This window comes from Streptomyces sp. NPDC006309, from assembly GCF_040613095.1.
Taxonomy (GTDB): Bacteria; Actinomycetota; Actinomycetes; order Streptomycetales; family Streptomycetaceae; genus Streptomyces.
The window spans coordinates 23,630-42,199 of the sequence record NZ_JBEXRO010000040.1; the positions used below are offsets into that span (position 1 = coordinate 23,630).

Genomic DNA, 18,570 nt, shown 5'->3' on the forward strand with positions numbered 1-18,570 from the left:
CACCAGGCAGGCAGGGGTAACCCGACAGACGACTGCGACCGGTTGTACACAACCAGCCGGCGGCAGAGCAGGGCCGCCACCCAGGCTGGAGGAACCTCGTGAACGGCGAACCGACCACCCCATCCTGCGAGTCGCGCTTCCCCTCTGTGACGGCGAGCATCGCGGCTGCCCGGCACTGGGTCCGCGACTGCGTGGAAGGTTTTGGCGGCCCATTGCACCAGCACCGGGTGGTCCAGACCGCCGAACTCCTCGTCTCCGAACTGGTCACCAACGCCATCCGCCACGGCGCCAGCCCACCGCTGATCCGACTCTCCTGGAACGGCCGGATGCTACGCATCGCGGTCAGCGATGACAGCGACCGCTGGCCGTGCATGCGTGTCACCAGGAACACGGAGCCCGGCGGGTTCGGCATGCTGCTCCTCGAACGGCTCGCGCACCGCTGGGGCGTCACCGCGCGCCAGCCCGGCAAAACAGTCTGGGCCGAACTCAGCATCGCTCCGTGAGGACGTCCTCCCTCTGGGCGTGGATCGGCATGGTTGCCACTACGGGAGGACGCGACTTGGCGCATGAGCTGACACCAGCTCGCCTCATCCGGGCCCCGTGCCGGCTGGGGCCGTGCCCTGCGGCCTGTTCACCTTCGACCAGGAGCCCTCACCGGAGTGAGAGACGCGGGCCGTCAGACCTGAGGTGCCTGTTTTCGATCCCGTTGCCCAGCTCGGAATTCGAACAGGGCCTTCGATGTGTGGTGAGGGCCGAGCAGACACAAGATCGGTATCGCTGTCATGGGCAGCGCGTCGACAGGGGCTAACCAAGATCATTTTCATGAACAGTGCTGTGGACTGGGGAGGACTGGCATCGATCCTGTCCAGTGGGCTACGTTGTGCGGCGATGACTACCGGGACGGCATTGCGCCACACACGGATTGGTGACCCGGCGCTCCTCTGAGCGCCGTACGGGCCGGAGCCGGCCCGCTGTTGGATCGAGGATCCGGCGCTGCTGCGCGGGCTCCGCCTCCTGTCGTGTTGATCACAGCTCGACACGTCAACCACGACAGGAGAACTCATGCCCACCAAGATGCTGCACATCCCCACCGCGGACGGCCAGGCCGACGCTTTCGCCGCCTTCCCCGACAACGGCGAGCGGCACCCAGCCGTCCTGATGTACCCGGACGGCTTCGGCATCCGGCCCGTGCTGCGGGAGATGGCCCGCGAACTGGCCGCGCACGGGTACTACGTGCTCGTCCCCAACCTCTTCTACCGGCACGGCCCGGCACCTGTGATCGCACTTCCCGAGCACATCGGAGAAGAGGCCCGCCCCGCGGTCTTCGCCCAGTTGATGCCCTTGATCGAGGCGCACACCGCCGAACGTGTCCTGCGCGACGCCGACGCCTACCTCAGGTTCCTCACCACCCAGCCCGAGGTCGGCGCCGGACCGGTCGCGGTGACCGGCTACTGCATAGGCGGCCTCCTGGCGGTGCGCACCGCCGTGGCCCATCCCGACCAGGTGGCCGCCGTCGCCGCATTCCACGGTCCCGTGGGCGCGGACGGACCCGACAGCCTCGCCAAGCTCACCGCCCAGGTCCACCTCGGCCACGCCGAGGGCGACCTGACGCCCGAGGCCCTGGGCGAGCTCAACCAGGCCCTGGACGCCGCGGGGGTCGGCTACACCTCCGAGATCTACCCCGGCACCACCCACGGCTTCACCATGTCCGACACCGACGCCTTCAACGCCGCCGCACTGCAGCGCCACTGGGACCGCCTGCTGCCCCTCCTCGACCGCACCCTGGCCAACTTCTGAGGTTCCGGCTCGGAAACTAACCCGAAGCACATGGCTCCCCAGTCCTAGCGATGTTTCAAAGCCGGTGTGGGGGCGGGCGCAGCCCGACACGCCCCCACCAACTAGGGAGCCATTGCTTGACGGCAGTGGGAGGATCGGCACCGCTCCGCGCATTCGGGGTCTCCCAGTGACGGTGGTGACCGCCAATGCCAAGACGATCAGTCCCGTTGCGCCTCGCGGGAGGTCGGCTGTCCGCTTCTGCGGGAGCTCCTTCGCCGGGTCACTGCGGACGTCGTCGCCAACCTGTCACCCACGGCCAGAGCGGGCTGGACGGCTCATTCCAAAATTTTGGAATGGACGGCACCCCCGGCCCCGGCCCGGCCGGGGATCCGGGGCAGTGGGCGCTGAGCGCTGAGCACGTCGCCCGGCTCAGCGCCTGGATCGAGGGCGGGGCGAACCAGGCCCGGATCAGTCCCGAGCGCGCTGCGGACCTCCTCGTGGGGCGCTGTCACGTTGGCTGACCGGTGGGATGATCTTCTGGTTCTTCGCGCTGGAGGTGGCTGTCCGTGGGGGCCGTGTCGCTGTCGTACAAGGGGCACCGGTACCCGGTCGAGGTCATCTCCCACTGTGTGTGGCTGTACTTCCGCTTCCCGCAGTCGTTCCGCGAGGTCGAGGAGCTGATGCTCGAGCGCAGCGTGACCGTCTCCTACGAGACGGTGCGCCGCTGGTGCGCCAAGTTCGGGCAGGCCTATGCCAACGCGCTGCGCCGCCGACAGCCTAGGCCTGGGGACAAGTGGCACCTGGACGAGGTCTTCATCAAGATCAATGGGGAACAGAAGTACCTGTGGCGGGCCGTCGACCAGGACGGCAACACGTCCTGGACCTCCTGGTGCAGAACCGGCGGGACAAGGCCGCGGCCAGGCGTTTCTTCCGCAGGCTGATGAAGAAGAGCCGAATGGTGCCGCGGGTGGTCGTCACCGACAAGCTCCGCTCCTACGGCGCGGCCCACCGCGAGGTCATGCCCTCCGTCGAGCACCGCTCACACAAGGGCCTGAACAACAGAGCGGAGAACAGCCACCAGCCCACCAGGCAGCGCGAACGCGCGATGAAGGGCTTTCGCGGCGTTGGTGCAGCCCAGCGGTTCCTGTCCGCGTTCAGCGGCATCTCGCCCCACTTCCGGCCCCGCCGACACCTGATGCCCGCACACAACTACCGCGCCGAGATGAGCATCCGCTTCTCGCTCTGGAAGCAGATCACCGGCATCGCCGGCCTCGCCACCGCGGCCTGAGCACAGGCCCGGCTCCCAAGCCCACCCTGCCCCGACGCGCCCTCAGGCAGTTACACAGCCAACAACGTGACAACACCCTGCCGGCGCTTCGAAGTGGGGCCGGGTGCCGCGAAGATGTCGTACACCGACGTCGCACCCACCAGCGCTCCCGCGCAGGGCGATGAGAGGGTCGCCTTCCGTCTCAACTGGGTCGTCTCGCCCGAGGGCGACGACCTGAAAGCCCCCATCAGCGTGGCCGTCATCCGTCACGGGCCCAACTTGGCTATCTACAAAGCCATTTCCGCCAGTCCGCCGGCCTGGGACGTCATCCCGAGCGATCTCGTCAACGCCCAGTCGAAAGTGCTGGACGCTGCCGGCCGAAGCGCGGCGGACTAGCGGGCCGGCGAAGCAGGGGCGCCGACCGCCACCGAAACGGCGCGGGCGTCAGCCCCGGTCCGGACGCGTCACCCGGTCATAGCGCGCCCGCCCCACCCCCGCCGCGACCGTCAGCGGGATCGCGAGGAGGGCGGCCGTCAGGAACAGGCCCCTGTACGCGTGGCGTTCCGCGGGGCCGGCGGCGATGGCGCTCGCCAGGGCGCTGCCGACGTACAGGGCCAGGCCGAACATCGCCACACCGGTGGCCCGGGCCGCCGGGGACAGGCCGGTGGCCCAGGACTGGATCGTGGAGTGCATGAACGACCAACCGCCGCCGAGCAGCAGCGTGCACACCACCAGCGCGGGCACCGACCGGCTGGCCGCCGCGAGGCCGAAGGCCAGGGCCATCTGCACCCCGCCGACCACCATCAGCCGCACCGGCGTCCAGCGCCCCACCAGCCGCTTCACCGTCTGGGCCGCGGCCATCGAGCCCACCCCGTACAGCGCGGACACCGCGCCGGCCAGCGTCGCCGACGCCCCCTGGGCCTCCAGGGCGGGCGCGATGTACGTCAAGAAGCCCAGCAGGACCGCTCCTTCGAGCATGGCCACCGCCATCACGTACCACTGCCAGCGCGAGCGCAGGACGACCTTGAACGGGGCGAGCAGCGCCCCCGGCGCCGCACGCGGCGGCTCCGGCAGGCGGCGCAGGGCGACGGCCAGGTAGGCGGCGATCACGCCGGGCAGCGCGAAGACGAGACGCCAGCTCACGAAGTGCGCCAGGGCGCCGGCGACGACGGTCGCCACGGCCGTGCCCAGGGCGAACGCGGTCATCAGCTCGCTCAGCGGGCGCTGGCGGACCGCCGCGGGCACGGTGTCCCCGATGTAGGTGATGGACGCGGCGATGGACGCCGCGAAGAACGCGCCGGCCGCGGCCCGCGCCACGATCAGCACCGTCGCGTCGGGCGCGAGCACCGAGCAGAGCGCGGCGACCGCGGCGCCGGCCAGGGAGATCCGCATGACGCGCACCCGGCCGAGCCGGTCGCTGGCCAGTCCCCACACCGGCTGCATCAGACCGTAGGCGAGGAAGTAGCCGCTGGCCGCGAGCATCACCGTCGGCAGCGGAACGCCCAGCTGGGCGCGGATGAGCAGCAGCATCGGGGTGATGCAGAAGCGGTCGAAGTTGCTGACGAACCCGGCGGCCCGCAGCAGCCGTAACGAGGCGGCGGGCAGGGCCGGCAACGCGGGCGGCAAGGGCAGCGCGGGTGCCTCCGGCGGCGATACGGGAGCCTCCCCCGGCGCAGGGGCTGCCGCACCACGCGCCGCCGAAGGGGCGGCGGCGTGCCCGGCTCCCTCGGCGGACCCGGACGGGACGGCGGACCCGGACGGGACGGCGGACCCGGCCGAGTCCGCGGGCCTCGCCGGGCCGGCGGGCCCCGCTGAGTCGGTGGTTTCCGTATGGGCGTCCATGACGGCTCTCCTTGTGGCAATCCTGCGGTGGTCGCTCGGTCCCGCACCAGACCCGGCCTGGCCCGGCCGGACCGCGTGGGGCCGGTCCGGCCGGGCCGGGGCCGCGGGCCCGGCCGGGCTGGTGGTTCCAGCTCATCACCGCCGGTGAGCGGCGCGACCCCGCAGCCGATTACCCTTGCTCACACCCTGGGAGCGCGGGGCGAGGGGGGATCATGAACGGCGGCGCGGGCAGCGTCCGGTACCGGGAACTGGGCGCGTTCCTGCGCTCGCGGCGTGAGCGGCTGACGCCCGCCGAGGTGGGGCTGCAGGGGTCCGCGCGGCGGCGCACCCCGGGGCTGCGGCGCGAGGAGGTCGCGGAGCTCGCCGGGATCAGCAGCTCCTGGTACGCGTGGCTGGAGCAGGGCCGGGTGCGCACGTCGGAACAGGTGCTCCGGTCGGTGGCGCGGGCGCTGCGCCTGGACGCGGACGAGACCGCGCATGTGCTGTCGTTCCTGGAGCACGCCGCGCCGGACGAACACCCGCCGGGATGGGTCTCGCGCAACCTGCTGACCCTGGTGGAGGCGCTGACGCCCAACCCGGCCGTGGTGCTGGACCCACACTGGGACCTGCTGGCCTGGAACTCGGGGTACGCGGCCCTGCTCACCGATCCGGCCAGGCTCGCGCCCAAGCAGCGCAACCTGCTGTGGCTGGTGTTCCGCTGGGCGCCCGCCCGTACGCTGCTGGCCAGTTGGGAGCCCGAGGCGCGGAGCCTGCTGGGCCAGTTCCGGGCGAAGGCGGCCCGACATCCCGAGGACGGCCGGTACGCCGAGATCACCGCTGAACTGCTCGCCGACCCGGACGCGGCGCGCTGGTACGGCCGCCGGGAGACCTCGGCGTTCCATCCCGCCGTACGCCACTTCCGGCATCCGGCCGCCGGCGATCTGCGGCTGCGCTACGTCAAGCTCGCCGCCGTCGACGAGCCGGGCCACCATCTGCTCGCCTACCTGCCCGACGACCCGGCGACGCAACAGGCCCTGGGAACGCTGGGGGCGCCGGGCCGCTGAGCGGGGTGCGGCGCCGTCCCGCGTACCGACGGCACGCGGGGCGGCGGGGCCAGGAGCGGCGGGCCCCGGCGACCGCCCCAACCCCCGCCCCGGCGCCCTCAGGTGCGCGACCCGCTCAGGAGGTGAGCACCGCCTTCATCACCGACCCGTCCGCGACCGCCCCGAGCGCGTCGGCGTGCCGCTCCAGCGGGAACGGCGTGACCAGGCTCGCCAGGTCGAAGCGGGCGGTGAGCGCGGGCAACAGGCGTACGTACTCGACGAGATGCGCTCCGGTGAAGGCCCAGGAGCCGATGACGTCCAGCTGCCGGTGCACGATCTGGTGCGGGTTGATCAGGGTGTCGCCGGCGTCGGAGTACTGGCCGACGATCAGGTAGCTGCCGCCCCGGCGGGGCAGGCTCAGCCCCTGGCCGACCGCGGCCGGGACCCCGGCGCACTCGATGACCAGGTCGGCTCCGTCTCCCCCGGTGGCGTCCTTGACCTGGCGCAGGACGTCCGCGGGGTCGGCCGCCCCGGCGATGTCCAGGTGGACGTCACCGATGCCGGCCGCCGCCGCCCGTTCGAGCCGCGAGGCCGGGCCGCCCACGACAACAACCCTGGCCGCACCGGCAAGTTGGGCGAACGCCGCCGCCGCGAGACCGACCGGGCCGCTGCCCTGCACCACCACGGTCTCACCCAGACGCACCGGCCGCCGCTCGTACAGGGCGTGCGCCACCGTGGGCCCGGCGCAGGCCAGCGACATGGCGGCGAGCGGATCGATGCCCTCGGGCACCTTGATGACGGCGGTGCCGGGCTGCAGCACGATGTGGTCGGCCCAGGCGCCGGAGAGCTCGGGGCCGCTGTCCAGGGCACGGTTGACGCCGTAGGTGCGGCGCTGCTCGCACAGGGTCGGTTCGCGGTGCAGCCGGCAGGGCGGGCAGACGCCGCAGGCGATGGAGGCCAACATCACCGTGTCACCGGTCGCGAGCGGCACCCCGGTGGCGTCGCGGTGCGTCCCGCCCCCCTTACGGTGCCCTACGCGTCATTGCGGCCGAGCGGCAGTCGGCGGCACGCGGTGGCGGGCCACGGTGAGTGCCGAATACCGTTTCCAGATGGAGCAGATGCTCGGCGAGGCGCGAGAGCAGCTGGTGCGGCTGCAGGGCGTGCACAGCGGTACCACCGCCGAGGTGGCATGCACGCTGCTCCAGCACCTCAGCCACAGTGCCACCCCGATCGACCAGGCCCTAGTGGACACCGCCGCCGCAGATGTCGCCGCGGGGGTGGCGATGGAGGACGTGGCGGCGTGGTCACGCCTGCCTGCCCAGGAGCTGGCGGAGCTCGTTACAGCAGGCCAGGATCAAGGCTGACGCCCAGAGGACGCCTCGGCCCGCAGCCGGGCGGATAAGGGCAAAGCCACTCACCGCCCTGCGCGAGCGGCCTGCTCGCGCAGGGCGGCCTCGGAGGGCGGTTGCGGGCCTGCGGGCGTCAGGTGGTGGTGGGCCAGGTCCGCAGCAGAGCGGCGATCTTCCCTGCGGTGCAGGCGGGGTCAAGGAGCAGGTCCTTCAGGGCGATGGCGTCCTCACGGCCGGGCTTGACGGAGATCCCGGCGGCTTCGAGGTACATGACGCCGGACGCGGCGGCGACGGCCATGTTGGAGCGCTCCAACCAGGGGCACCGGCCCAGTGTGTGCACCAGGGCGGCGGCTTTGGCGTAGGGGCCGCCGTAGACGGGCTGCTCGAACAGTTCGGCGCGGTGGCGGGCGACCGCGGAGATGGGAACGCCGTAGTCGTCGGGGGCCGGATCGTGCGCCCCGGCGGCCTCGGCGACTTGGAGGATCCAGGGAACGTCGATGTGCAGGTCCATCAGGCCGCGCGTGCTCCCCTGGGCGTTCGCTGGGCTTGTTCGGCCTCGTCGAAGACCGCCTGGTGTTCGGCCAGGAAGCGGGCGGCCGCGTCCACCGCTCGGGCACGCAGGCCGCTGGCATCGTCCTGTACCAGCCTGGCGAGGTAGTCCCCGATGCTCAGTCCCAGGTCGGCGGCGCGTTTCTTCGCGAGTTCCGCAACGTCCTCATCCACGCGCGCGCCCAGCTGTGTCTTCGCCATACCAGCATGGTAACAGATGTTACCGAGATAGGGGGGCTGCCGCTGGCCCGGTGATCTCCTCCGTCCAGTCCCCGTCGAAGCGGGCGGGTAACCCCCCACAACCAGCGTCCAGTCGGCCGGCCCGCCGCCCGCGGCGCGCCCTCGGTACTGGCCGTGTCACCGCTTGCCCGGGTGGTCGCACAAGCGGCGGGAACGCACAGCCTGCATGGTGCTCCTAAGGTCGGCGCGCGCACGCCCCGTCCCATTCAGGGGAACGAGGCCCTTCGGAAGCGCTGACCCCCGGCGTGTCGACAGCATGCGTGGCGCCCCGCCACAGGCGGCGCGGAGGGAACGCCACGAACGCTGTGGATACGCCACCCCACCAGCCGGACCAGGAGCCACACAACTCCCCTAAGGGGCGCGCCGGTTGGCGGCGAGCCAGTTGGAGGGTTGGAGGGTAGGACTGGCGCCCTGCCCGACCCGCAGCTGTTGGGCTCGGCCGGGACCATAGGTCGGTTGGTGGACGCGGTCGACACCGTGGTGATCGAGAGTACGGCGGCACTCGCGCGGCCCCTTCGGCAAGAGCGGACCGGCGGCCGGCCGTGCTGGAATGTTCGCCGAGGCCGGCATGCCGGTGCGCCCGGGAGGCAGCCAGTGCCGGAGGCGCTCCGTCAGTACTGGAGGTGCTCCGTCACGGGCGGGCCGGGAGGATCACCCGGCGCAGCGGCGCCGGGGTCTGGTCGCCGGTCGCCGTGGAGCGGAGTCCGGCAGGTCGTGCCAGCCCGAGCCGCGAAAACGTCCACACTCCTACCTCAAGTGCACATCCTGCGTACCAATCGCGTCCAGGCCGCGCGGCAGGGGGCGTCTCAGGGCCGCTTCACCCGGTGGGGGCGGGGGTGTAGGCGCTGACGAGGTAGAGCGCCTCGTCGTCGACGGCGTTGCGGCTCCAGTCGAGGGCGATGCGCACGGGGTGCCCGTCGGCGGCGTACCGCGCCTGCGCCGTCTCGGCGTGCTCCTTGCGGGCTTGTTCCAGCCGCCGCAACAGCCCGCCGAGCGTTGGCACCTCGGCGTGTTCGCGGACCTGGCGCCGGCTGTCCTCGTCCAGCCCGGCCACCTCGGTCACCTTGCCGTCGTGCACCTGGACCCGGAACCGCCCGGCCAGCGCCTCCGTCGTCGACGTCAACGTGTAGCCGTAGGCGGCGGGTTCCCGCCACGCGGTCGTCCCGCCTGCGGCGGTGTGCCGGGGCCCACCGGCCGCGTGGCTCCATACGGACTCGGCGGTGCCGCCGCACGCGGCCACGAGGCACAGCGCGGCGCCCGTCAGCGCGACGGCGGACAGCGGGCGGGCGGGGAAACGTCCAGCACGCATGGGACTCCTCCGGTTCGGTTACCGCAACGACGCGGAAGGACCCCGGTTCGTTCACCGCCCGCCCCGTGCACGGCCCGCCGCACCCGGGGACGGCGGGCAGGCAGCGGCTTGCGCGCACCTGTCGGCCCGACGCGGGGGCGCCCTCGCAAGTGGTACCGGTCAGTGCCGCCAGTAGTCGCGCTCGGGGAGTTCCACCCACAGGTCGGGGGGCCCGGTGAAGGGCCGCGGGTCGGCGGGGAAGAGGCCCGCGTGGGCGCAGCATTCGGCGATCGCGTGGGAGCCGTAGATGTACGCGGTGAGGACCTCCTCGGGAGGCGTACCGGTGCACGGGCCCCCGCCGGGGTGCAGGTCCCAGCCCTCGACGACACCGTCGCGCACGAGGCTGCCCTGGTTGCCGCTCTTGGGGTTGGCGTACATGCCGTAGCAGACGGTACCGGCGGAGAGCAGGGCCTGTACGCCCGGCATCTGCGGCCCGTATCCCCAGGCCTGGGTGACGACGCAACCGCCCGGTACGGTCGTCACCCCGACGATGCGCAGGCTGTCATCCGTGTCGACGCCGTACGGGTCGTCCAGGAGCTCGGCGAGCAGCCCGGCGTCCGGCGGCACCGCTGCCAGGCGCCGTACGGCCTCCTGCGCGTCGATGCCGGCCACGCAGGCCAGTCCCGTGCCGTCGTAGTAGCCGACGTCGGCCAGGGCCGCGATGCGCCGCCGGCCTGCCCGCGCCGCCGCTGACTCCGCCTCGCTGAGCCCCGGTTCGCCCTCAGGCAGCGGGAACAGCTCCGGTGTGGGACCGGCCAGGCTCAGCCGTCCCGGTGACCAGCCGGCCAGCACCGGCCGCCACGGGTCGGCTCCCGCGGCGACGAGGACGCGTGCGATCTCCGGCCGGTGCCCGACCACCGCCTCCCACAGCGCGGTCGTACCGTCCTCCAGGGCGTCGGCGTCGGCGACGCGCCCGGCCAACTCCGCGACGACCTCGGGCGAGCCGAACGCCACGGCCCGGTGCAGGGGCCGTTCCCCGCACGCCAGCGCCTCCGGATCGGCGCCCTGGTCGAGCCGTCGCCGGATGTCCCGGTGGTCGCGCCAGCCCTCCCAGTCGACGCCGCCCTCCCAGCCGTCCCCCGGTCCCGTCCCCATGTCGCCTCCCGCGCCCCGCCCGACGGCACCCTGCCGCACACCGACCACCCTTGCAGACGGGTCCGACACGCCGCCGGGGACATGAGAGCTGGCCGGGGCAGGCAGGGCACAGCTCAGCGTGAGAGCGGCGAGAACGGCCTCGGCCGGGCCGGCGGGGAAGGCGTCAGGGCGGCGCGCGACGGTCGCGGTGGCGGCGAGGCAGAACGCGCCGAGCTCCGGCCGGGCCAGGGCGGCGAGCACCGCGGGAACGTCGGCGGTCCAGGCGGCCGGATCCGCGCCGACGAGGCGCTGCAGTACAGCGGCGTAGCCCTCGGCGCCTGCGTCCGGGGCGTCGGCGAGGGCCGCGGCGGCCGCGGCCGCCAGCTCCCGCAGCTCCTGAAAGGGCGGCTCAAAGTGCTGAACAAGACACCAAACTACGTCTACGACTACCACGTCACCAGCGCGGACATGTATGGGCAGACGGGCACGCGCCGCTTGCTTCCGGCGCTTTCGTGCCCTTCAGCCACGGTGCCCGCACGGTCGCTGCTCGGTCGCCGCCAGCCGCCGCGCTGGCCCCGGGGCCGGGGCCGGCCGCGCGCGTTCGTCCGCCGGGGCCGGGCGACGTTGTCCGCACTGCCACCTCCGCCGCGTCGGGGCTGCTGTTGTCCGTCCGGCCCCCGACGCGGCATGCGTCGGGGGCCGGGGCCTGGTCCGCAGCCGCCTGGCCCGCGCTCCCGCCCGCGGCCCGACGGCCTGCCGTGCTGTCCACCCCGGGCCGTGCCGTATGTCTGCCCCCGCGTCCGCCCGTGTTGCGGTGGTCGCGGCTTCGGTTCGGTGGTCCGAGGCGCGTAGCGCATGAACTGTCAGGTGACTAGCATGGACACGTGGCCAGCGGACATGTGCCGCGCGGATCTTAAGGCGCCGGCTGAGGGGATGGTGCTCCGGCTGAGCTTCACGAAGCCATTCCCTCTCTGGCACAGCCCAACAGCAGCGCCTTCCGCTACGCCGGTGTTCTGCTGGAGCGCCGCCCCATTCAATTGAGGTGGATCGCCATGACCGACATTCCAGTTCCCGGCGATTACGACGGAGACGGCGCGCTGGACACCGCATTCTGGAGCCCGGCTGAAGGAAATTGGTTCATCCAGCCCGGCTCCGGCGGTCAGCAGCGCGTGATTCAGTTCGGCCGGGAGGGCGATATTCCGGTGCCGAACGATTTCGACCGCGACGGCAAGAAAGACCTCGGCATATGGCGTCCCGGTGACCATACACTGCGGGTGCGTCCGTCCTCCGGCCTGCCGGACTGGACTCTGTTGATCCCTCAGGACGATGACCGTCTGAGCCCTGCCGACTATCCCGCGCTCACCTTGTTCGCTTATGCGCTTTTCACTCTTGTCCCACGGCTGGAGGATGTCGACCGGCCGAGCGAGGCGTACGTGGCGGCCCGCGAGAGTATCCGGGTCTTCCTTCGACTGGCGGCGAGCCCTGGTGACCTGGTCCCGCCGGCGTATCTCGCGCGCGTGGTGGGGCTCGCCGAGCATCTCCCCGCATCCGAGGCCGTGACGGCGACTGAGGACGTTGTGGCCATCCAGCGGCGCCTGGTCGCCGCTGATCCCGCCAACGTCGACTACCAGACCGCCCTTGCCTACGCGCTCTTTTGGCTGGCCTTGCGGCTGGAGGCTGTTGACCGGCCGGACAAGGCACACGTTGCGGCCCGTGAGAGTGTCGTTGCTTTTCTCCGGCTGGCGGCGAGCCCGGGCTACCTTTATGCGGCGGCAGCGCTGTCCCGCGTGGTGCAACTGGCTGGGCTTCTCCCGGCATCAGAGGCTGTGGCGCCGACCCGTGAGGCCGTCACGATGCTGCGGCGCCTGATCGACATCGACCCCGCCGACCTCGACCTCCAGATCCAGCTCGCCTCCTCGCTACATTCACTGACGCGGGTCCTTCAGGCCGCCGGCCGACAGTCCGAGGCCTTTACGGCCGCCTCGGACGCCGAGACGGCAGACCACCGAGTGGCCTCGCTCCGGACGGTGCCGTCTGCCCTGGAAAGGCTTGGGTATGGAGCCCCAGGCGGCACGTCGATCACGGATTTGCTGCGCCAATACGGCACCGTGTGGAACCTCGCACTCGATGGACTGCCCTTCCACGACCAGCTGGCCACGGTCGCAGAGCATCTGAAAGGTCGATTCTGCGGGGTACCCGACCGTCTGGACGGCCATGGTGGCCTGGCCACCCGGACTGCCGGCCCTGCCGGAGATGCGGGCCATTGGCAACATGGCGACCTCACCTGGTCGTCCGACAGCCACGGAGCAAACCTGGAAGAAACCGTGGTGCAGAGTAAATTCAGCGACGCGTTCGCCGAATGGGGGAAGGCCCTGCCCACGGGGTTTTTCAGCTTCCGCAAAGTGGAGAACGGCGGCGACATCAGGCTTCACTTCGGCGGGGAAGAGGCTTGTGAATACTTTACCGAGGCAAGTGGCGCCATCGGTTGCGGTGCGCCGCCTCCGTCAGGCGATGTCGTGTTCAGAAGTTCGAAGGCATGGGTCCAAACCGACCTGTTCAGGACGGCCCTCCATGAGATCGGCCACGCGCTTGGCCTGGAACATTCGAACAACTCGAGGTCCGTCATGTATCCGAGCGACGCCGGCCAGTACGTGATCGATGACGAGTCGAAGCGGAAACTCGCTGACCTCTACCAATGGACGGTCCAGGCTCTTACAGGGGGCCACACAGCAAACCGGCCCAGCCTCGCCGTGACGAAAAACTCTTATTCCGATGTCGGGAGCTTCATCACGGCCTGGCGCGGAAGTAACGAAGACAGTCTTTGGTGGTCCGAGTTCCTCGGGAACCGTTGGGCGCCCCAGGAGCATGCCCCAGACTTCGGCTCCACCCATGGTCCAGCCCTCACAGCCTTCCCTTACACGGACAACTTCGGAGGGTTCTACATGGCCTGGAAGGGGGGGAAGAACGACACAGGAATCTGGTACGCCTCCAAACTCCCTCATGACTCCGAGTGGGGGAGCCAGATTCGTGTGCCGGATGTCGGTACCAGTTGCGGTCCTGCCATCGCCTGGTTCAACGGCCGTCTCCACCTGGCGTGGAAAGGGCGCGACGAGGACAAGACCATCTGGCACTCCTCGCTCGGCTCGCGCTGGGAGCCCCAGGAAATAGTATCGACAGCAACGACGCCGACACTGTGGACCACGCACAGTCCCTGCCTGGTCGTGTTCGACCAGCGCCTGTACCTCTTCTTCCGAAGCGCCTTCAACAGTAACGTCGGCTACAGCTGGCTCGACAGCGCACCCGGAAGCGTCTGGCAGGATCCCCGGATCGTCCAGTACGCCACATTCGAGGACGGTACCGACGGGGACGTCACAAGAGCATGGCACGCCATCGGCACGAGCCACGGGCCGGCGGCCACCGTGCACGGCGACCTCATGGTCCTTGCATGGAAGGGAGTGGAGGGGGACAGTGGTCTGTGGTTCACCAACTTCGACGGCAATGAATTCTCCGGGCAAGTCCCTATCACGGACAGAGCAACCGCCGAAGGCCCGGCGATCGCCAGCTGGGCCGGCCGCCTCTACGTGACGTGGAAGGGCGGCCACGAGACCGACCTCTTCTACTCGACACTCTTCTGACCCAACCGGCCCTTCGTGGCACGGCTTGCCACCTCGGCGGCTGCGCCGCGAGCTGGGGCCGATCGACTCAAGCACGGCGCGCCTCGCGCGCGGGCGGACGCCGGTGGAGGAACGGTGTGCCCGGCGGTCCCGGAGCGGCCGCCCGACACACCGCCCCACACGTGAAGAGGTCCGGCCACGAAACTGCTCGACGACCCGCTGTTCCAGTCGGTCGCCAGCCTCGGCCATGCTGCCGCCTGGGAAGCGAGCTTCGAAGTTTTGGCCAACTGGGCCGTGGCGCACGACAATCGCAAGGTCCGCTTCGATGAGGCGATCGACGGCGTTGGTATCTGGCCTGTTCTGCTTGCTGAGCGACCCTTGCCACGGGCCCCGCTTTCATCGAGTGGACCAACAGTCTCGCCCGATTTTCCGATGTGGCGGGGATGCATCCGTGGATCCGTTACCAACTCTGCGAAGGTCTCGTGTGAGCGATGCAGCTCTTCGACTGCTGACTGTCTGTGGTATGGCTGGGGTGCCGGTGACGGCCGCCCGACGGGTGCCGTGGCCAGCTCGAGTGGAGCGGAGCTGAGAGTCTGGTCCACCCTGCATGGCTCGCAAGCCGCAGACACTGATCACGTGCAGCGATACCAGTCTTCACCGTTGCTGGCGAGCGTGCTGCGCAGGTATGCCTCCAGGGATGGCGCGATCCAGGTGCGGCTGTCTGTCTCGTGGTCCCAGACGAAGATCTCATCATGGGCCGGTGTGCACACGAAGGCGAACTGATCGCCGCCGCCGTTGTCACCGAAGAACATGAGGGCGTCGAACGGCATGTACAGGGTGCGGAACTGCTCGTTGCCGCGGAATGACAGGTTTTCTTCCAGGATCTTTTCTGCGGTCCAGATCACCTCGGTGCCGTAATTGGCTTCGATCCCGTCAGTCTCTGTCAGGAGTTCACGCAAAGGGGCGGGCAGCGGCTGCCCGAGCTGTTCTTCGATCGCGATCAGGGCGTCGGGGGTTGCGGGGTCTTGCAGCTGCACATCGGCATCGGGGAATTCTGAGGCGAGCTCTCGCCATATGAAGTGTTTTCTCCAATACTGGTGATATTACCTGATGCGGAGACTGAACCAGCGTCCCAGCATATCATCGACTTTGGTGACGTGATCGAGGATTTGCTGCCTCGTGGCGGTGGGGTGAGTTCTGTAGAACTCGTTCCAGGAGACACGTATTTCACTGAGGTGGATTCTGCTGTTGATGCCCTTGGGATGCCGCGCAGGTTTTCGAGGGAGTGCATTTCGTCCACCTTGAACGGGTGTGTACAGTAAACGGCTGATCTTGGTTGTTGAGGGTCAGTGGCTGGTGGCGGGGGTGAGGCGTCCTTCGAAGGCGATCTGGAAGGCGTTCAGGGGTGCCTTCCAGCGCATCGTCCAGCGCGCCGGCCCTTGCCGGTCGGATCGAGGCTCATCAGCGCCATGTAGACGCACTTCAACGCGGCGTTCTCCGACGGGAAGCGGCCCCGGGCCCTCACGGCCTTGCGGATGCGGGCGTTCACGCTCTCAATCGCGTCGCTGCAGGCGAGCCGGGAGTGGTCGTCGATGGCGGTGTGGATGAAGGCGTAGCCGATCACGGGACAGCCACTCTTACGAGCGTCGGTTGTGGCCTGCCGGTTGGCGGTGGCTTGCTGGCGGGGCATGACGCGGTGGCCGCCGCCGTCGGGGATGTTGCCGAGCTTCTTGATGTCGACGTGGATGAGTTGGCCGGGGCGTGAGCGTTCGTAGCGGCGGATGACCTGGCCGGTGGGCCGGTCCATCAAGTGCAGCCGGTTCAGTCCCTGGCGGGTCAGCACACGATGGACCGTGGAGGCAGGTATTCCGAGAATCGGGCCGATCCGGGCGGGGCCGAGTTTCCGCTCGCGCCGCAGCGCGCGGATGCGGTCCTCGATGTCGGCGCGGGTGCGGTGCGGGGTGGTTCGGGGCCTGCTCGTGCGGTCGTGCAGGTCCGCGTCGCCTTCCGCACGCCAGCGGCGGACCCACTTGTGGGCGGTGGTGCGAGAGATGCCCATTTCATCGGCGACGTGCGCGACGGGGCGGCCGGCCCGGACCCGGTCGATCAGGAGGCGTCTGCCATGAATGGTGAGCCGGGCGTTGGGGTGGGACACGAGGACCTCATCAGGTGCAGTAGGCGCAGCGATGGGCGGCGGGGCCCTGGGCGCGGCGAAGGCGGGGCCACGTCGTCGGGGCTGTCAGCGAGGTCGAGCAGCAGGGGCTGGCGTCGTCGCAGGTCACCGTTCCAGCGGCGGTGAGAATGAGCAGGTCCCTGACGTCCGGAGCGAAGGCCCCGGGCGTCAGGGACGCGTGTATCAAGAGACGATGATGGTGCGTTCGCCCGTGCGTCCTTGTGGGCCCACGCCTTCTTGACCGCGGCGAGATGCTGTCGATCTGACTCTGCACCCGGTCGAGCAGGCGGGCGTGCTGGCTACGGGGGCCGAGGACGGCGCACATGGCGGCGGGTGTGTGCCCCAACCGGGTCTATTCGGCCCAGGTGTGCTCCAGCAGCGTGCGGAAGGTGGCGGGCTCTCGACCGATCAATTCGGCCAGGGTCGGGTCGACGACGGTGAACTCACCATTCCGCGCCGCCGCGAAGATGCTCAGCATCAGGTCGGCGATCGGGGCGGGGGCACCGTGCGCCAGGGCCTGCTCGCGGAAGGCATCGCCAGGAACGACGGTACGGGTGAAGGGCCGCCCGGTGGCCTGGGCCGCTATCTCGGCGACGGCGTCGAAGTCGAGCGCCGCCGGACCAGTGAGGGGCGGGGTGGGCCCCTCGAAGCAGCCCTCGTCGGTAAGAATCGCCGCGGCGGCCTCGGCGAGATCGTCGTGGCCGGTCCAGGCTACGGGGCCGTCGGCGGGGAGGGCGATGTCGCCGGTGTGGCGGGCGGACTCCAGGAACTGCAGGGCGCTGGCGGCGTAGAAGCCGTTGCGCAGCGCGGTCCAGGGCAGGCTGGTGGCGCGCAGTAGGTCCTCGGTCTGGGCGTGGTCACGGCATGCCTGGAAGCCGGAGTCGTGGGAGGCACCCATCTGGCTGGTGTACAGGATGCGGCCGACTCCGACCTTCACGGCGGCGTCGATCGCGGCGCGGTGGCCGGTGACGCACTCCTCGCCCGTGCGGTCGAGGGAGACGAGCAGCAGTTGCTCGGCTCCCTCGAAGGCGTGGACGAGTGATGCGGGGTCGTCGAAGCTGCCCTGCCGGACGCGGACGCCGCGGTCGGCGAGGTCCTGGGCCTTGCGGGGGTCGCGGACGCTGACGGCGACGCGGTCTGCGGGGAGGCGCTGCAGGAGTCGCTCGACGGTGCGGCGGCCGAGTTTTCCGGTGGCTCCGGTGACGATGATCATGGGGTTCTCCAAGCGATGTTTCCAATGGAATCAATTCCACGATAACATCGAAACTAACGCTGGAAGCAACCTCCCGATATCATTGATACATGCCTATCCGCGACACCACCGACAACCCCCGCCAGCGCATCATCGAGGCAGCCATCGAGCTGCTGGAGAGCGGCGGCCCCGACGCAGTGAGCACCCGCGCGGTCGCCGCTGCGGCCGGGATGCAGCCGCCGGCCATCTACCGCCACTTCGGCGACAAGGACGGGCTGCTGGAGGCGGTCGCCGAGCACGGCTATGCGCAGTTCCTGGAGAGCAAGCGCGCACAGCTCGACCCCGCGCCGGAGGACCCGGTGGAGGAGCTGCGCCGCGGCTGGGACATGGTGGTCGAGTTCGGGATCTCGCGCCCCGAACTGTTCGCCGTGATGAACAGGGCCACCGGCTCGGCGTCGGACGCGGCGCACCGCGCGGGCCTGGAGGTCCTCCGCGGCCGGGTGCGCCGACTGGCGGCCGCGGGATGGCTGCGGGTCGACGAGGAACTGGCCGTCCAGATCATCCAGGCCACCGGCCAAGGCGCGGTCACCACCTGGCACTCCACCCCCGCAAAACGCCGCAATCGGGCGCTGCTGAGCATCCTTCGCGAGTCCATGGTCGCCGCCGTCACCCGCGCCGAACCGACGGTCCCCGCCGCGGAGTCCGGCCCCGCCCCAGCAGCCCGCGTGCTGCGCGCCGCTCTCCCCGACAACGCCGACGTACTAAGCGACGCCGAGCAGCGCCTGCTGCGCGAGTGGCTCACCCGCCTGGCGGCAGACGGCGGCATGCCGTAGGTAGGCCTGATCCTCCGTCAGCCGACCTCGTGCAGGTCGAGGGTCGCGAGCAGAGATCCTTCACCAAGCGGCGTCCGCCGAGATGGGGTCGTGGGCGACCACACAGCTCCAGCTGACATCCCCCTATCCACAACGCGCCGCTAACCTCGGCCACCTCTTCACCGCCCACTGTTGACAACGCTTGTGGTCAATGCAGCTAGGTTCTGTCCGGCGGATCACGGCCGGAGCCATAAGCGGACCGCTGCGACAGTGACGGTGCCGTGGAAGACGTAGGCCCTCTTGTCGTAGCGG

16 protein-coding genes and 1 pseudogene are annotated in these 18,570 nt (G+C 70.3%); 8 read left to right on the forward strand and 9 right to left on the reverse strand.

From position 1 onward, the window contains the following. Nucleotides 1–98 precede the first annotated feature (98 nt). The 4 genes and pseudogenes from ABZ117_RS32490 to ABZ117_RS32505 all read left to right on the forward strand — a co-directional run bounded on the left by ABZ117_RS32490 (nucleotide 99) and on the right by ABZ117_RS32505 (nucleotide 3,439). Nucleotides 99–503, forward strand: coding sequence for an ATP-binding protein (locus tag ABZ117_RS32490; RefSeq protein ID WP_356826066.1), 405 nt, complete (start codon nucleotides 99–101; stop codon nucleotides 501–503). A 559-nt stretch (nucleotides 504–1,062) separates the two neighbouring features. Further along, the gene (locus ABZ117_RS32495; RefSeq protein ID WP_356826068.1) at nucleotides 1,063–1,797 is read left to right on the forward strand and encodes a dienelactone hydrolase family protein; all 735 of its coding nucleotides are present in this window, start codon (nucleotides 1,063–1,065) and stop codon (nucleotides 1,795–1,797) included. A 545-nt stretch (nucleotides 1,798–2,342) separates the two neighbouring features. Continuing rightward, nucleotides 2,343–3,064 (forward strand): annotated as a pseudogene (locus tag ABZ117_RS32500) (IS6 family transposase). A 114-nt stretch (nucleotides 3,065–3,178) separates the two neighbouring features. Beyond that, entirely contained in the window at nucleotides 3,179–3,439 is a 261-nt protein-coding gene (locus ABZ117_RS32505; RefSeq protein WP_356826070.1) for a hypothetical protein, read from the forward strand. Nucleotides 3,440–3,487: 48 nt separating this feature from the next. On the opposite strand, the gene ABZ117_RS32510 is transcribed toward ABZ117_RS32505, so the two are convergent. Next, a complete protein-coding gene (locus tag ABZ117_RS32510) occupies nucleotides 3,488–4,669 on the reverse strand; it encodes an MFS transporter (RefSeq protein ID WP_356826072.1) in 1,182 nt (393 codons plus the stop codon). Nucleotides 4,670–5,097: 428 nt separating this feature from the next. On the opposite strand from ABZ117_RS32510, the gene ABZ117_RS32515 reads away from it, so the two are divergent. Then, entirely contained in the window at nucleotides 5,098–5,928 is an 831-nt protein-coding gene (locus ABZ117_RS32515) for a helix-turn-helix transcriptional regulator (protein WP_356826074.1), read from the forward strand. A 115-nt stretch (nucleotides 5,929–6,043) separates the two neighbouring features. Here the strand turns inward: ABZ117_RS32515 and ABZ117_RS32520 are convergent, their stop codons facing one another. Beyond that, nucleotides 6,044–6,898 (reverse strand): zinc-binding dehydrogenase, encoded by an 855-nt coding sequence (locus ABZ117_RS32520; RefSeq protein ID WP_356826076.1) that lies wholly within the window; start codon nucleotides 6,896–6,898, stop codon nucleotides 6,044–6,046. 118 nt (nucleotides 6,899–7,016) lie between these two features. Here ABZ117_RS32520 and ABZ117_RS32525 point away from each other — a divergent pair, with 118 nt between their 5' ends. After that, nucleotides 7,017–7,271 carry a hypothetical protein gene (locus tag ABZ117_RS32525; RefSeq protein WP_356826078.1) on the forward strand — a complete coding sequence of 85 codons (255 nt, stop codon included), beginning with the start codon at nucleotides 7,017–7,019 and terminating at the stop codon, nucleotides 7,269–7,271. 118 nt (nucleotides 7,272–7,389) lie between these two features. On the opposite strand, the gene ABZ117_RS32530 is transcribed toward ABZ117_RS32525, so the two are convergent. The 4 genes from ABZ117_RS32530 to ABZ117_RS32545 all read right to left on the reverse strand — a co-directional run bounded on the left by ABZ117_RS32530 (nucleotide 7,390) and on the right by ABZ117_RS32545 (nucleotide 10,920). Beyond that, a complete protein-coding gene (locus ABZ117_RS32530; RefSeq protein ID WP_356826080.1) occupies nucleotides 7,390–7,767 on the reverse strand; it encodes a fic family toxin-antitoxin system, toxin component in 378 nt (125 codons plus the stop codon). Then, nucleotides 7,767–8,006 carry a hypothetical protein gene (locus ABZ117_RS32535; protein WP_356826082.1) on the reverse strand — a complete coding sequence of 80 codons (240 nt, stop codon included), beginning with the start codon at nucleotides 8,004–8,006 and terminating at the stop codon, nucleotides 7,767–7,769. Before ABZ117_RS32535 ends, ABZ117_RS32530 begins: the two co-directional genes overlap by 1 nt. An 856-nt stretch (nucleotides 8,007–8,862) precedes the next feature. Beyond that, nucleotides 8,863–9,354, reverse strand: coding sequence for a DUF6174 domain-containing protein (locus ABZ117_RS32540; protein ID WP_356826084.1), 492 nt, complete (start codon nucleotides 9,352–9,354; stop codon nucleotides 8,863–8,865). Between the two features lie 159 nt (nucleotides 9,355–9,513). After that, nucleotides 9,514–10,920, reverse strand: a complete 1,407-nt coding sequence (locus tag ABZ117_RS32545; RefSeq protein ID WP_356826086.1) for an ankyrin repeat domain-containing protein — start codon at nucleotides 10,918–10,920, stop codon at nucleotides 9,514–9,516. A gap of 599 nt (nucleotides 10,921–11,519) precedes the next feature. On the opposite strand from ABZ117_RS32545, the gene ABZ117_RS32550 reads away from it, so the two are divergent. Then, complete coding sequence (locus ABZ117_RS32550) at nucleotides 11,520–14,102, forward strand: matrixin family metalloprotease (RefSeq protein WP_356826088.1); 2,583 nt, start codon at nucleotides 11,520–11,522, stop codon at nucleotides 14,100–14,102. 611 nt (nucleotides 14,103–14,713) lie between these two features. Here ABZ117_RS32550 and ABZ117_RS32555 read toward each other — a convergent pair. The 3 genes from ABZ117_RS32555 to ABZ117_RS32565 form a co-directional block, all read right to left on the reverse strand. Continuing rightward, nucleotides 14,714–15,118 (reverse strand): SMI1/KNR4 family protein, encoded by a 405-nt coding sequence (locus ABZ117_RS32555; protein WP_356826090.1) that lies wholly within the window; start codon nucleotides 15,116–15,118, stop codon nucleotides 14,714–14,716. 362 nt (nucleotides 15,119–15,480) lie between these two features. Further along, a complete protein-coding gene (locus ABZ117_RS32560) occupies nucleotides 15,481–16,236 on the reverse strand; it encodes a leucine zipper domain-containing protein (protein WP_356826092.1) in 756 nt (251 codons plus the stop codon). A 370-nt stretch (nucleotides 16,237–16,606) separates the two neighbouring features. Further along, nucleotides 16,607–17,467, reverse strand: a complete 861-nt coding sequence (locus ABZ117_RS32565) for an SDR family oxidoreductase (protein WP_356826094.1) — start codon at nucleotides 17,465–17,467, stop codon at nucleotides 16,607–16,609. Between the two features lie 89 nt (nucleotides 17,468–17,556). On the opposite strand from ABZ117_RS32565, the gene ABZ117_RS32570 reads away from it, so the two are divergent. After that, nucleotides 17,557–18,279: a TetR/AcrR family transcriptional regulator gene (locus ABZ117_RS32570; protein WP_356826096.1), complete on the forward strand. Its 723-nt coding sequence runs from the start codon at nucleotides 17,557–17,559 to the stop codon at nucleotides 18,277–18,279. Nucleotides 18,280–18,570 lie beyond the last annotated feature (291 nt).

Excerpts from the sequence above, each read along its gene's own strand:
- ABZ117_RS32495 (WP_356826068.1), top strand. The coding sequence starts at position 1,063 with ATGCCCACCAAGATGCTGCACATCCCCACCGCGGACGGCCAGGCCGAC.
- ABZ117_RS32505 (WP_356826070.1), top strand. The coding sequence starts at position 3,179 with ATGTCGTACACCGACGTCGCACCCACCAGCGCTCCCGCGCAGGGCGAT.
- ABZ117_RS32515 (WP_356826074.1), top strand. The coding sequence starts at position 5,098 with ATGAACGGCGGCGCGGGCAGCGTCCGGTACCGGGAACTGGGCGCGTTC.
- ABZ117_RS32525 (WP_356826078.1), top strand. The coding sequence starts at position 7,017 with ATGGAGCAGATGCTCGGCGAGGCGCGAGAGCAGCTGGTGCGGCTGCAG.
- ABZ117_RS32530 (WP_356826080.1), bottom strand. The coding sequence starts at position 7,767 with ATGGACCTGCACATCGACGTTCCCTGGATCCTCCAAGTCGCCGAGGCC.
- ABZ117_RS32535 (WP_356826082.1), bottom strand. The coding sequence starts at position 8,006 with ATGGCGAAGACACAGCTGGGCGCGCGCGTGGATGAGGACGTTGCGGAA.
- ABZ117_RS32540 (WP_356826084.1), bottom strand. The coding sequence starts at position 9,354 with ATGCGTGCTGGACGTTTCCCCGCCCGCCCGCTGTCCGCCGTCGCGCTG.
- ABZ117_RS32550 (WP_356826088.1), top strand. The coding sequence starts at position 11,520 with ATGACCGACATTCCAGTTCCCGGCGATTACGACGGAGACGGCGCGCTG.
- ABZ117_RS32565 (WP_356826094.1), bottom strand. The coding sequence starts at position 17,467 with ATGATCATCGTCACCGGAGCCACCGGAAAACTCGGCCGCCGCACCGTC.
- ABZ117_RS32570 (WP_356826096.1), top strand. The coding sequence starts at position 17,557 with ATGCCTATCCGCGACACCACCGACAACCCCCGCCAGCGCATCATCGAG.